The following is a 13,293-nucleotide window of genomic DNA, read 5'->3' as shown; positions in this document are numbered from 1 at the left end:
GTTACAGATGCGATTCGGCGTATTCGGCCAGGATCGAGCGAGGCACCCCTTGCAGGGTGATGTGCACACCGTTGGGGAAATCCTTGAAGCGTTCGGTCAGGTAGGTCAGCCCGGAGCTGGTCGCGGACAGGTAAGGGGTGTCGATCTGTGCCAGGTTGCCCAGGCACACCACTTTGGAACCGGCGCCGGCCCGGGTGATGATGGTTTTCATCTGGTGCGGCGTGAGGTTCTGGCATTCGTCGATCAGGATCAGGCTCTGCTGGAAGCTGCGACCGCGAATGTAGTTGAGCGATTTGAACTGCAACGGCACTTTGCTGAGGATGTAGTCGACGCTGCCATGGGTGTTTTCGTCATCCATGTGCAAGGCTTCGAGGTTGTCGGTGATAGCGCCGAGCCACGGCTCCATTTTTTCCGCCTCGGTGCCGGGCAGGAAGCCGATTTCCTGGTCCAGACCCTGCACGCTGCGGGTGGCGATGATGCGGCGATAACGCTTGCTGACCATGGTCTGCTCGATCGCCGCGGCCAGCGCCAGAATGGTTTTACCCGAACCGGCGGCGCCGGACAGGTTGACCAGGTGAATATCCGGATCCAGCAGCGCGTACAGCGCCAGGCTCTGGTAGATGTCCCGTGGCTTGAGGCCCCAGGCTTCCTGGTGCAGCAGCGGTTCCTGGTGCAGGTCGAGGATCAGCAGCTTGTCCTCTTCGATCTCCTTGATCCAGCCGACGAAGCCCTGCTCATCGATGATGAACTCATTGATGTGCACGGCGGGCAGGTTGTCGATCAGCTGTACCTGATGCCAGGTGCGGCCGTGGTCCTGACGGGTTTCGACCTTGCTCACGCGGTCCCAGAAGGAGCCGGTCATGTTGTGATAGCCGTTGGGCAGCAGGGACACGTCGTCGACCAACTGGTCGGTGCTGTAGTCCTCGGCGTCGATCCCGCAGGCACGCGCCTTGAGGCGCATGTTGATGTCTTTGGTGACCAGCACCACCGGTTTTTTCGGGTCCCGGGTGTGCAGGTCGATCAGTTGGTTGATGATTTTGTTGTCGTTCAGATGCTCGGGCAGAATCAGGTTCGATTCGGCCTGCTTGCTCATCAGAATCGACAGCAGGCCCTTCGGGCCGCCCTTGCCGCGCTGGATCGGCACGCCCTGTTCGACATCATCGGGTGAGGCATCGCCCAGGGTCTTGTCGATCAGCCGGATCGCCTGACGGCATTCGGCGGCCACGCTGTGATGCCCGCTCTTGAGCTTGTCCAGCTCTTCAAGCACGGTCATCGGGATCGCGACGTGGTGTTCTTCGAAATTCAGCAGGGCGTTCGGATCGTGAATCAGTACGTTGGTATCGAGTACATAAAGGATTGGCTGGTTGGAGGAAGGGCTACGTCCGTGATCATCCATACTCGGTCACCTTTGTGGGAGCCATTCGACGCAATACCTCGGCGGTGCTGCGCCTCGAAGTGACTGCCGAATCCACCTGCACAGCTTTTGTCGGGATAGCAGGTGAATCGCACACAAAATGGGTCTTGGAAGACGCCACCTGTGTTGCAGGTTTCGGCGGTCTGACTTCGTAATACTCCAAAACCCGTGACAGAAAAAAGCACTTTGACGCTTTTTTGAAGTTTATTTTGCAAAGTGACGAAAAGCCCTTGGCGGACTGCCCTGCCCCCGTTAGAGTCGGAAGTCCGCCTGCATCGAATTCTGCAAAAAATTCACCTCAAGCCCAATGTTTCCGGGCTCTTGCCGCTTTTTCAGCGGAACGCGTCCTGACAGTCTTCCCAGCCGATACCGCTTTGCGCGGTTTGCGTGATCAGCCACGGCAACGCGGTCTTCACCGCATCCTGTTTCATGTTGAAATTGATCACCCCATGACGCCACAACAGCATCAAGGTCAGCACCCGCTGCGCACTCGGATTGCCCTTGAGTTTGCCGGCACCGTCCTGGGCATCGATGTCCCACAGCGCCACTTGCAGGCCCTGACTGTTGAAGAAGCTACGGGCATCACTTCGACGTTGCCCTTCCGGCGGACGGAACAGCGGCACGTAGTTTTCCGGAAGCTTGTTGCGGACCAGATCGGCACTGCGCCGCACCGAATCCTGCCAATCCTGCCAGTGGCTGTGGGAACGGAACTCCCAGCCCTGCACGCCGACGCACTGCTGCGAAAACGCCGCTTGCAGACTGCTGACGGAACGGTCGGCCAGCCGCGCCTGAACATCCTTGCCCAACATGAAGAAGGTGCCGCTCAGGTTCGACTTGCGCAGGTACTCGGTGAGCCAGTCGGTGTTGTCCGGTTGCAGGTTGGCAGCGCTGTCGAAACTCAGCAGAAACAGGCGATCGTGCATGTCGTCGCCGTTGCGCTCGTAGTCGCCGAAATGATCGAGTTCGCTGCTGGTCTGCGGCGACAGCGCAGCCTTGCGCATCAGCTCATCCAGGTATTGAAGATGGAAGACCCGGCTCGGTTCGGCCCACCTGGTGTAATAACTTTCGTCGCTGACCACGAATTTGGCGGCCTGCTCGCGCAGGGTCGGCAGGTCTTCGACGAGGAAGCAGAACGAGGCGTCCTGATCGCAGCTTTGCTGGGCAAAGTTGTAGTTGGCCAGCAGACGCTGCCACAGGCGCTCGCGCAGGCTGTTGATTGCGTCCAGATTGACCGTGCGCAGCCCCAGACGCTGGGCCAGCGCCGCTTCATCCAGCGCTTCGGTGCCGAGCAGGCCGCGGGCGAACATCAGGATTTCCGCCCGCGAGGCGACGTCGAACAGGGTCGGATTGTCGAGTTTTTCCGGCCATGTGCTGCGATCCAGCGTCGCGATATCGCCCGGCGCCGCAACGGCACCGACGCTCAACAGCCACGCGGTGAAAAAAAGAACAATGCGCAAAGGGTGTCTCCATAACAAAACCCGCGCCGCACTATAGCCGATCCGGCTGGTAAACCGCCGATCACCTATGGACGCGATAGCTGGAGTCATCCGCCCCAACCCCCTAGAATCGCCCCCACGATTAAAGGAGACGACTTCATGCTGATGGTGATTTCCCCCGCCAAGACCCTCGATTACGAAACACCGCCGGCGACCCAGCGTTTCACCCAGCCGCAATACCTCGACCACTCCCAGGAACTGATCCAGCAACTGCGCGAACTGAGCCCGGCGCAGATCAGCGAACTGATGCACGTGTCCGACAAGATCGGCGGCCTCAACGCCGCGCGTTTCGGCAGCTGGACACCGGCGTTCACCCCGGAAAACGCCAAACAGGCATTGCTGGCCTTCAAGGGCGACGTCTACACCGGACTCGACGCCCAGAGCTTCAGCGAAGCCGATTTCGATTACGCGCAACAGCACCTGCGCATGCTCTCCGGCCTTTACGGCTTGCTGCGTCCGCTCGACCTGATGCAGCCGTATCGCCTGGAAATGGGCACCAAACTGGCCAACGCCCGTGGCAAGGACTTGTACGCCTTCTGGGGCACGCGCATCAGCGAATGGCTGAACGAAGCGCTGGCCGATCAGGGCGACGACGTGCTGCTGAATCTGGCGTCCAACGAATACTTCTCGGCGGTCAAACGCACGGCCCTGAACGCGCGGATCATCAATACCGAGTTCAAGGACCTGAAGAACGGCCAGTACAAGATCATCAGTTTCTACGCCAAAAAAGCCCGGGGCCTGATGAGCCGCTTCGTGATCCAGGAAAAAATCAACGATCCAGCCCTGCTCAAGCAGTTCGATGTGCAGGGTTATCGCTACAGCGCCGAGCAATCGAAACCGGATAATCTGGTGTTTCTACGCGATCACGCCCCCGAATAAAGCATGCCTAATGCACGACTCTTTATATGAAGAGTCGTGCAGCTCGCACGATGTCAAAAAACCCTCGCCATATTTCGCCATTTTACTGGCGCCAGAAAAACCTCCCCGTCTTTTCTAAGATTAGTTTCACTCGACACTGATCATTTTTTTCAGTAGTGGCACCTAAATTTTTTCACCGTAGTGGCACAAAACTATCTAACGTGATTTTTCGCCTGTTATTAAAGGTCGAAAACGAAATTGCTATCAAATTGATACTGGTGCCATCTCCGACAATATTTCAAGAAATTTCAGATTTCACGATGAGCGGACAGGAACTTCGTCCGAATGCATAGCTCATACCACCGGTAACGATTCTCGCCGAGTTTGTACGAGATAACTTACGCGGAGCAGATAGCCATGTAACCAAGTTGTCACAGCAACTTGCCTAGATGACTAACTAGTCTCAAATCAGACGATGGACAGGAGATACGCACCATTAATATCCCCTACAAAGGCCATGGCCACGCCCTTATAAACGTGCTCGCCTGAGCACCCAACCGCTTGATTTACTGGACTTTAATCCTGACATCGAGCGCGCAAGACGATTGCACAAGAGTCTTCTCCAAAGAAGATCGGCTGCATAACAGGGCACGTCATAACAACAAGGCCTGGTTACGCACATCTTGAGTGCACTTATTTAGACACTCGGAACTTAAGTATGCCTGCACACGGCATTGTGACGCCTGCAAGTCACACTTTCGAGTGCACTAATGAACGCTGAACACCATTAACTCCGGCCCTCTAAGGCCTGATATATACAGAGGTAATTGCGATGCGCATCAGCATATTTGGTTTGGGTTACGTTGGCGCAGTATGTGCCGGTTGCCTGTCTGCACGGGGCCATGACGTGGTTGGCGTCGATGTTGCCAAAGACAAGATCGACATGATCAACGCTGGCAAATCTCCCATTGTCGAACCGGGCCTGGGCGAGTTGCTGGCACAAGGTATCCAGACCGGTCGTCTGCGCGGCACGACCAACTTCGCCGAAGCGATTCGCGACACCGACCTGTCAATGATCTGCGTCGGCACGCCGAGCAAGAAGAACGGCGACCTGGAACTGAACTACATCGAAGCGGTGTGCCGCGAGATCGGTTTTGTCCTGCGTGAAAAGTCCACCCGTCACACCATCGTCGTGCGCAGCACCGTTCTGCCGGGTACCGTGGCAAACGTTGTCATCCCGATCCTCGAAGACTGCTCCGGCAAGAAAGCCGGCGTTGATTTCGGTGTCGCCGTGAACCCTGAGTTCCTGCGTGAATCCACCGCGATCGCCGACTACGACCTGCCACCGATGACCGTCATCGGCGAGTTCGACAAGGCGTCGGGCGACGTTCTGCAATCGCTGTACGAAGAACTCGACGCACCGATCATCCGCAAGGACATCGCCGTCGCCGAGATGATCAAGTACACCTGCAACGTCTGGCACGCGACCAAAGTGACCTTCGCCAACGAGATCGGCAACATCGCCAAAGCGGTGGGCGTCGATGGTCGCGAAGTGATGGACGTGGTCTGCCAGGACAAAACCCTCAACCTTTCCCAGTACTACATGCGCCCGGGCTTCGCTTTCGGCGGTTCGTGCCTGCCCAAAGACGTGCGCGCCCTGACCTACCGCGCCGGTTCCCTGGACGTCGAAGCGCCGCTGCTCAACTCGCTGATGCGCAGCAACGAATCGCAAGTGCAGAACGCCTTCGACATCGTTGAAAGCCACGACAAACGCAAAGTCGCCCTGCTCGGCCTGAGCTTCAAGGCCGGCACCGACGACCTGCGCGAGAGCCCACTGGTGGAACTGGCCGAGATGCTGATCGGCAAGGGTTACGACCTGAGCATCTACGACAGCAACGTCCAGTACGCCCGTGTCCACGGCGCGAACAAGGACTACATCGAGTCGAAGATCCCGCATGTGTCGTCCCTGCTCAACGCGGACTTCGATTCGGTGATCGACAACTCCGACGTGATCATCCTCGGCAACCGCGACGAGAAGTTCCGCGCCCTCGCCGAAGAAGCGCCGCAGGGCAAGCAGGTGATCGACCTGGTGGGCTTCATGTCCAAGGCCACCAGCGCCGGTAGCCGCACCGAAGGGATCTGCTGGTAACGCAGCAGCAAGCCTCGAGCTTCAGGCCGCACGCCGTGAATCGGCGGGCGGCTTGAAGCCCCCATCACCTTCGGATGACGGTCATGTCCAAGCTCAAACATTTTTTTCTGCAATCCGCCGGCTGGCTTTTGTTTCTGAGCCTGCTGATGGGCCTGGCCCTGATGCTGCCCACGTCCACATTCGACTCCGAGTCGAAGGACTTCATTTTCCTGATTGGCGCCGTGGGTATCTGGCGCTATTCGATGGGTGCCACGCACTTTGTACGCGGCATGATTTTTCTCTACATCGTCTACCCGCACCTGCGCCGCAAGGTTCGCAAGCTGGGTAAGGCGGCGGACCCGTCCCATGTGTTTCTGATGGTCACCAGCTTCCGCATCGACGCGTTGACCACCGCGCAGGTCTACAGCTCGGTGATCCGCGAAGCCATCGACTGCGAACTGCCGACCACCGTGGTCTGCTCCATCGTCGAAATGTCCGATGAGCTGCTGGTCAAGGCGCTGTGGGCGCGGATGAATCCGCCAGACCGGGTGAAGCTCGACTTCGTGCGCATCCCCGGCACCGGCAAGCGCGATGGCCTGGCGTTCGGTTTCCGCGCGATCTCCCGTCACCTGCCGGACGACCGCGCCGTGGTAGCCGTGATCGACGGCGACACCGTGCTCGGCGAAGGCGTAGTGCGCAAAACCGTGCCGTGGTTCCAGATGTTCGGCAACGTCGGCGGCCTGACCACCAACGAGTTCTGCGAAGTACGCGGCGGCTACATCATGAGCGAGTGGCACAAGCTGCGTTTCGCCCAACGCCACATCAACATGTGCTCGATGGCCCTGTCCAAACGCGTGCTGACCATGACCGGGCGCATGTCGGTGTTCCGCGCCACCGTGGTCACCAACCCGGAATTCATCGCCGACGTTGAAAGCGACTCGCTGCAACACTGGCGTCTGGGCCGTTTCAAGTTCCTCACCGGCGACGACAAGTCGAGCTGGTTCAGCCTGATGCGTCTGGGCTACGACACCTTTTACGTGCCGGATGCGGCGATCAACACCGTTGAACACCCGCCGGAAAAGAGCTTCATCAAGGCCAGCCGCAAACTGATGTTCCGTTGGTACGGCAACAACCTGCGGCAGAACTCCCGAGCGCTGGGCCTGGGTGTAAAACGTCTCGGCGCCTTCACCTCGGTGGTGCTGTTCGACCAGCGCGTATCGATGTGGACTTCGCTGCTCGGCCTGACCGTGGCAATCATCGCCAGCTTCAAGTACGGCACCGCGTTCATCCTGGTTTACCTGCTGTGGATCGGCATCACCCGGCTGATTCTGACGCTACTGCTGTCCTGCTCGGGCCACCGGATCGGTCCGGCTTACCCGGCGATTCTCTATTACAACCAGATCGTCGGCGCGCTGGTGAAGATCTACGTGTTCTTCCGCCTCGACCAACAATCCTGGACCCGACAACCCACTTCCCTGACCCGTGATCTCGCCAGCTTTCAACGTTGGTTCAACACCTGGTCGTCTCGGACCATGACCTTCTCCGCCGGCAGCATTTTCGTCGCCGTGCTGCTGATGATGGTCTGACCCGCCCCCTCTTGAATTAACAAGGAAATCGCCCCTATGAATACCGCCGTCAACGTCAACGTAGTGCATGAATCCGAAGCCCAGCGTCAGCACGCCCGGGTCAAAATCCCGGCCAAGCTGCGGTTCTTCGGCCCTGACCGGACGCCCGTCGATGCGCGGGTCATCGACCTGTCTGCCGGTGGCCTGGCGTTCAATGCCGGTCAACTGCCGCTGACCGTCGGCGAGGTGTACAAGGCGCGTCTGCAATTCGTCATCGACAACCTCGGCCTGGCCATGGACGTGGAGCTGCAGGTGCGTTCCTTCGACCGCCAGACCGGCCGCGCCGGTTGCCAGTTCCAGAACCTCGAACCGCAGGACATTTCGACCCTGCGCCACCTGATCACTTCGCACCTGGCCGGCGACATCGTCAGCATCGGCGAAGTGCTGGCGACCCTGCAGCGCGACAACTTCACCAAGGCGCGCAAGGTCAAGGACGGCGGCCACGGCATGACCCCGTTCGGTCGCCTGAAAGCCGTGACCTTCAGCGCCGGTGTCTTCGCTGTCGGCCTGGTGGCGGCGGGGTTCATTTTCAAATCGGTGTACAGCATGTACTTCGTCAGCCATGCCCAGGCCGGTCTGGTCAGCGTGCCGGGGATGAACATCACCATGCCGCGCGACGGCACCGTGCAGAGCCTGGTGAAATCCGACGGTGTTGCCGCCAAGGGCGCACCGCTGGCGACGTTCAGCACCAGCATGCTCGACGTACTCAAAGGTCATCTGGAAGAAGATCAACTGTCCCCGGCCAAGGTTGAAGAACTGTTCGGCAAGCAAATGACCGGCACCCTGACCTCGCCATGCGATTGCACCGTGGCCCAGCAACTGGTGGCTGACGGTCAATACGCGAGCAAAGGTGATGTGATCTTCTCGCTGGTGCCGCGCAACACCCAGGCCACCGTCGATGCGCGCTTCTCCTATCGCCAGTTCGGCGACGTGCGTCCGGGCACCCCGGTGAGCTTCCAGATCGCCGGCGAAGACAAGACCCGCACCGGCAAGATCGTCAGCAGCACCAGCCTGAAAAGTGCCGACCTGTCCTCCGACATCCGTGTGCAGATCCAGCCTGACGAGCCGCTGGACAGCCGCTTCGCCGGCCGCCCGGTGGAAGTCAACAGCGACCGTGGTCCGAACCTGAACTGGCTGATCGACAAAGCCATGGCTGCCGGTCTTTAAGTCGAGGACATGCCTGTGACGATTCCTACTCCTTTGAACACGCCGCAGCCCTTGTGGGAGCGGGCTTGCTCGCGAATGCGGTTCAACATTCAAAATCAGTGTGGGCTGACACACCGCCTTCGCGAGCAAGCCCGCTCCCACATGGGTCCTCTGTGTGCAGTTGCATTGGCAGTGAGTCTGGCCGGTTGCGCCGGCCTGCCCGACCAGCGTCTGGCCAACGAAGCGCTCAAGCGCGGTGACACCGCGACCGCCGCGCAGAACTACCGTGCGCTGGCCGATCTGGGTTACAGCGAAGCCCAGGTGGGCCTCGCCGATATTCAGGTCGACAGCCGCGACCCGGAACAAATGAAACAGGCCGAAGCCACCTACCGCGCCGCCGCCAGTGTTTCGCCGCGTGCCCAGGCCCGACTCGGCCGCTTGCTGGTGGCCAAGCCCGGTTCCACCGAGGCCGAGCATCAGGAGGCCGAAAGCCTGCTGAAGAAAGCCGCCGCCAGTGGCGAAGGCAACACGCTGATCCCGCTCGCGATGCTGTACCTGCAATACCCGCACAGCTTCCCGAACATCAACGCCCAGCAGCAGATCGACCAGTGGCGCAAATCCGGTTATCCGGAAGCCGGTCTCGCCCAGGTGCTGCTGTATCGCACCCAGGGCACTTACGACCAGCATCTGAATGACGTGGAAAAAATCTGCAAGGCCGCGCTCAACACCACCGACATCTGCTACGTCGAGCTGGCCACGGTCTATCAGAAACGTGGCGCGCCGGAGCAACAGGCCGAGCTGATCAAGCAACTGCAGGCCGGTTACAGCCGCGGCACCGTCAGTGCTCAGCGGGTGGATTCGGTGGCCCGTGTGCTGGCCGATTCGACCCTGGGCAAGACCGACGAAAAAACCGCGCAGTCGCTGCTCGAACCGATCGCTCCGGGCTACCCGGCGTCGTGGGTCACCCTCGCACAACTGCTGTATGACTTCCCGGAACTGGGCGACACCGACCAGATGATGAAGTACCTGGACAACGGCCGCGCCGCCGACCAGCCGCGCGCCGAACTGTTGCTGGGCAAGCTCTACTACGAAGGCAAACTGGTCCCGGCCGACGCGAAAGTCGCCGAGGAACATTTCCAGAAAGCCGTCGGCCGCGAAGTCGCCGCCGATTACTACCTCGGCCAGATCTACCGCCGTGGCTACCTGGGCAAGGTCTATCCGCAGAAGGCCCTCGACCATCTGCTGACCGCTGCGCGCAACGGCCAGAACAGCGCCGACTTCGCCATCGCCCAGCTGTTTTCCCAAGGCAAGGGCACCAGGCCCGACCCGCTCAACGCCTACGTGTTCAGCCAGTTGGCCAAGGCGCAAAACACGCCGCAAGCCGATGAGCTGGCGACCACCCTCGCCGCGCAACTGCCGCCCGAGCGCCTGGCCGAAGCCCAGCGCCTGCTGCAACAGGAACAGGCGACCCGTGGCGCCCTGAGCCAGAACACGCTGCAACTGCACGCCCTGCAAGAAGAAGACGGCGAGGAAAAATTATGAAATTGAATCCCTTTGTGAAGGCCGGCATTGGCCTCACGTTCGCGCTGATCTGGTCTTGCCCGACCCTGGCCGCGATGACTGAATCGAAGAACTTCGGCCTCGAAGTGAAAATCACCGGCCAGTCCGAAGACGACCGCGACCTCGGCACCGCCAGCGGCGGCGACGTCAACGGCGTCGGCCTCGACCTGCGTCCGTGGGTCTACGGCGAAAGCGGCGCGTGGAGCGCCTACGCCATGGGCCAGGCTGTGACCTCGACCGACATCATCGAGACCGACACCCTGCAGCAGTCCGACAGCGACGGCACCCAGACCACCGACAACGGCGACCGCAAGACCAAGAAAAACTACCTGGCGATGCGCGAGTTCTGGGTCGGCTACAGCGGCCTGACGCCCTACCCCGGCGAGATCCTCAAGTTCGGTCGCCAGCGCCTGCGCAACGACGACGGCCAGTGGCGCGACACCAACATCGAAGCGCTGAACTGGACCTTCGACACCACCCTGCTGCGCGCCAACGCCGGTGTTGCCGAACGCTTCAGCGAATACCGCACCGACCTGAAAGAACTGGCACCGAAAGACAAGGATCGCCTGCACGCCTACGCCGATGCCGCTTACCAGTGGACACCGGGTAACTGGGTCGGCATTCGCGGCCACCACACCCACGACGACGGTAAGCTCGACTATCCGGAGCCAGGAGTGGCCGGCGATTCGCTGGACAAGAAAGAAAACGGCGACATCAGCTGGCTCGGCCTGACCGCTGACAGCGACGCCTACAACTGGCGCAACACCAACACCGTCAACTACTGGGGCAGCATCACCGGCATGAGCGGCGACCGCGACACGGTCAACGCCCTCAACGCCGACGGCACCCGCCCGGCCCAGGCCAAGCGCAGCGACAACGTCGACGGCTGGGCCACCGACATCGGTGTGCGTCTGCGCCTCGATCCGCAATGGCAGGTCGGTGCGGCGTATGCCCGTGCCAGCGCCGATTACGAACAGAACGGCCTGGAAAGCAACCGCTCGAACTACACCGGTACTCGCTCGCGCGTTCACCGTTTCGGCGAGGCGTTCCGTGGCGAAATGAACAACATGCAGACCGCCACCCTGTTCGGTTCGTGGATGCTCAACGACCAGTACGACGCCAGCCTGATCTACCACAAGTTCTGGCGCGTGGACGGCAACAAGCCGGTGGGCAGCAACGGCATCAACGCCGTGGAAAACAACACCGACGACGTCACCGGCGCGATCCTCTCCAGCACTTCCTTGCCACTGCAGGACGGCAACAAGGATCTGGGCCAGGAAATGGATCTGGTGGTCACCAAGTACTTCAAGCAAGGCTTGCTGCCGGCGGCGTTGAGCCAGTCGATCGACGAGCCTTCGGCGCTGGTGCGTTTCCGTGGCGGCGTGTTCAAACCGGGTGATGCCTATGGCAGCCAGGTCGATTCGTACATGCACCGCGCGTTCATCGACGTGATCTGGCGCTTCTGATGCTGACCGCCAAGGGAGTGCCCGACATGAACAGTGCCCGCAAAGGCTCACTCAGCCTGCTGGCCGGCGCGATGCTGCTGGCCTCGGCTGGCGCCTTCGCGAACGTGGAACCGGCCAAGCCTGTGACCACCGCGAAGGAGCTGCAACAGGCCAAGACCTACACCGTCAGCAGCGCGCCGACCGAAGCGCTGGAACTGGCCAAGCCGAAATTGCCCGACCTCTCCGGCTACACCGCCGAAGCCGCCGCCGCGAAAATCGTGCGCAGCAAACCGGGCAAGATCAGCGTGCGCCGGATGATGCAGGAAGACGCCCTGAAGGACTTCATCGGCGGCGACAACAAGATGGCCGAATGGGTAGTGCGCCAGCACGGCATCCCGCAGGCGATCTTCGTCGACGACGGCTACATGAACCTGAAGGAGCTGGCGCAGAAGCTGCCCAAGCAGTACTTCAGCGAAACCTCGCCGGGCGTGTATCTGGCCAAATTGCCGATCGTCGTGGGCCGCAAAGGCATCCTCGAAATCGACGGTCAGACCCAGGAGTTGCGCCTGTCCCAGGAGGCCGGTTCGTTCCTGGTCAACGACGGCCAGTTGTTCGTGCGTGACACCAAGGTCACCGGCTGGCGCGAGAAAGACAACGGCCCGGCGACCTTCCGTTCGCCGAAGGAATTCCGCCCGTTCCTGCTGGCCTGGGGCGGCACCGAGACCTACATCGTCAACAGCAAGATGGCCAGCTTCGGCTACGCCAACAGTAAGTCCTACGGCGTGAGTATTTCCCAGTACACGCCGAACATGGCCAAGGTGCTCAAGCGTCCCGAGCCGACCGGCTGGATCGTCGGCTCCGAGTTCTCGGACATGTGGTACGGCTTCTACTGCTACGAGACCCGCGACTTCGTGGTCAAGGGCAACACCTACAAGGACAACATCGTCTACGGCATCGACCCCCACGACCGTTCCCACGGTCTGATCATTGCCGAGAACACGGTGTACGGCACGAAGAAGAAGCACGGGATCATCATTTCCCGTGAGGTCAACGACAGCTTCATCTTCAACAACAAAAGCTACGACAACCACCTCTCGGGGCTGGTGATCGACCGTAACAGCGTCAACAACATCATTGCCTACAACGAGATCTACAAGAACCACACCGACGGCATCACCCTCTACGAGTCCGCCGACAACCTGCTGTGGGGCAACAAGGTCATCAGCAACAAGCGCCACGGCATCCGCATTCGTAACAGCGTGAACATCCGCCTCTACGAAAACGTCGCCATGGCCAACGGCCTGACCGGCGTCTACGGGCACATCAAGGACCTGACCGACACCGACCGTGACATCAAGCTCGACCCGTTCGACGCCCAGGTCTCGCTGATCGTGGTCGGCGGTGAACTGGCGGCCAACGGCAGCGGCCCGCTGTCGATCGATTCGCCCCTGAGTGTCGAGCTGTATCGCGTGTCGATGCTGGCGCCGACCAAATCCAGCGGCATCAGCTTCAACGGCATCCTCGGCGAGCGCCAGGATGAAATTCTCGACCTGCTGGTGCGCCAGCAGAAAGCCGTGCTGATCGACCCTGTCGAACGCCAGACCGAACTGCGGGACTGAGG

9 protein-coding genes are annotated in these 13,293 nt (G+C 60.4%); 7 read left to right on the top strand and 2 right to left on the bottom strand.

All coding sequences use genetic code 11. The features are described from left to right. Position 1 precedes the first annotated feature (1 nt). On the bottom strand, positions 2-1,396 hold the full coding sequence (locus KJY40_RS05960) for a PhoH family protein (RefSeq protein ID WP_007957320.1): 1,395 nt from the start codon (positions 1,394-1,396) through the stop codon (positions 2-4). A gap of 350 nt (positions 1,397-1,746) precedes the next feature. Continuing rightward, complete coding sequence (locus KJY40_RS05955) at positions 1,747-2,871, bottom strand: polysaccharide deacetylase family protein (protein WP_230735579.1); 1,125 nt, start codon at positions 2,869-2,871, stop codon at positions 1,747-1,749. A 138-nt stretch (positions 2,872-3,009) separates the two neighbouring features. Between KJY40_RS05955 and yaaA the strand changes: the two genes are divergently transcribed. The 7 genes from yaaA to algG all read left to right on the top strand — a co-directional run bounded on the left by yaaA (position 3,010) and on the right by algG (position 13,291). Continuing rightward, positions 3,010-3,789 (top strand): peroxide stress protein YaaA, encoded by a 780-nt coding sequence (gene yaaA / locus KJY40_RS05950; RefSeq protein ID WP_064382456.1) that lies wholly within the window; start codon positions 3,010-3,012, stop codon positions 3,787-3,789. A gap of 811 nt (positions 3,790-4,600) precedes the next feature. Then, a complete protein-coding gene (locus KJY40_RS05945; RefSeq protein ID WP_230735577.1) occupies positions 4,601-5,917 on the top strand; it encodes a nucleotide sugar dehydrogenase in 1,317 nt (438 codons plus the stop codon). A gap of 83 nt (positions 5,918-6,000) precedes the next feature. After that, complete coding sequence (alg8, locus tag KJY40_RS05940) at positions 6,001-7,482, top strand: mannuronan synthase (RefSeq protein WP_176247718.1); 1,482 nt, start codon at positions 6,001-6,003, stop codon at positions 7,480-7,482. Positions 7,483-7,518: 36 nt separating this feature from the next. Beyond that, positions 7,519-8,688 (top strand): alginate biosynthesis protein Alg44, encoded by a 1,170-nt coding sequence (locus KJY40_RS05935; protein ID WP_127796984.1) that lies wholly within the window; start codon positions 7,519-7,521, stop codon positions 8,686-8,688. 15 nt (positions 8,689-8,703) lie between these two features. After that, a complete protein-coding gene (gene algK, locus KJY40_RS05930; protein WP_321576986.1) occupies positions 8,704-10,209 on the top strand; it encodes an alginate biosynthesis TPR repeat lipoprotein AlgK in 1,506 nt (501 codons plus the stop codon). Continuing rightward, a complete protein-coding gene (locus KJY40_RS05925; protein ID WP_007957309.1) occupies positions 10,206-11,693 on the top strand; it encodes an alginate export family protein in 1,488 nt (495 codons plus the stop codon). Before algK ends, KJY40_RS05925 begins: the two co-directional genes overlap by 4 nt. A gap of 26 nt (positions 11,694-11,719) precedes the next feature. Further along, on the top strand, positions 11,720-13,291 hold the full coding sequence (gene algG / locus KJY40_RS05920; RefSeq protein WP_230735572.1) for a mannuronan 5-epimerase AlgG: 1,572 nt from the start codon (positions 11,720-11,722) through the stop codon (positions 13,289-13,291). Positions 13,292-13,293: the final 2 nt, after the last annotated feature.

Source organism: Pseudomonas fitomaticsae (genome assembly GCF_021018765.1).
Classification (GTDB): domain Bacteria; phylum Pseudomonadota; class Gammaproteobacteria; order Pseudomonadales; family Pseudomonadaceae; genus Aquipseudomonas; species Aquipseudomonas fitomaticsae.
Note: the sequence above shows the minus strand (reverse complement) of the source record. Positions and strands in the feature narration are given on the sequence as shown.

Bases quoted from the DNA above. Each gene is read 5' to 3' on its own strand.
- KJY40_RS05960 (WP_007957320.1), bottom strand. From the start codon at position 1,396: ATGGATGATCACGGACGTAGCCCTTCCTCCAACCAGCCAATCCTTTAT.
- yaaA (WP_064382456.1), top strand. From the start codon at position 3,010: ATGCTGATGGTGATTTCCCCCGCCAAGACCCTCGATTACGAAACACCG.
- KJY40_RS05945 (WP_230735577.1), top strand. From the start codon at position 4,601: ATGCGCATCAGCATATTTGGTTTGGGTTACGTTGGCGCAGTATGTGCC.
- alg8 (WP_176247718.1), top strand. From the start codon at position 6,001: ATGTCCAAGCTCAAACATTTTTTTCTGCAATCCGCCGGCTGGCTTTTG.
- KJY40_RS05935 (WP_127796984.1), top strand. From the start codon at position 7,519: ATGAATACCGCCGTCAACGTCAACGTAGTGCATGAATCCGAAGCCCAG.
- KJY40_RS05925 (WP_007957309.1), top strand. From the start codon at position 10,206: ATGAAATTGAATCCCTTTGTGAAGGCCGGCATTGGCCTCACGTTCGCG.
- algG (WP_230735572.1), top strand. From the start codon at position 11,720: ATGAACAGTGCCCGCAAAGGCTCACTCAGCCTGCTGGCCGGCGCGATG.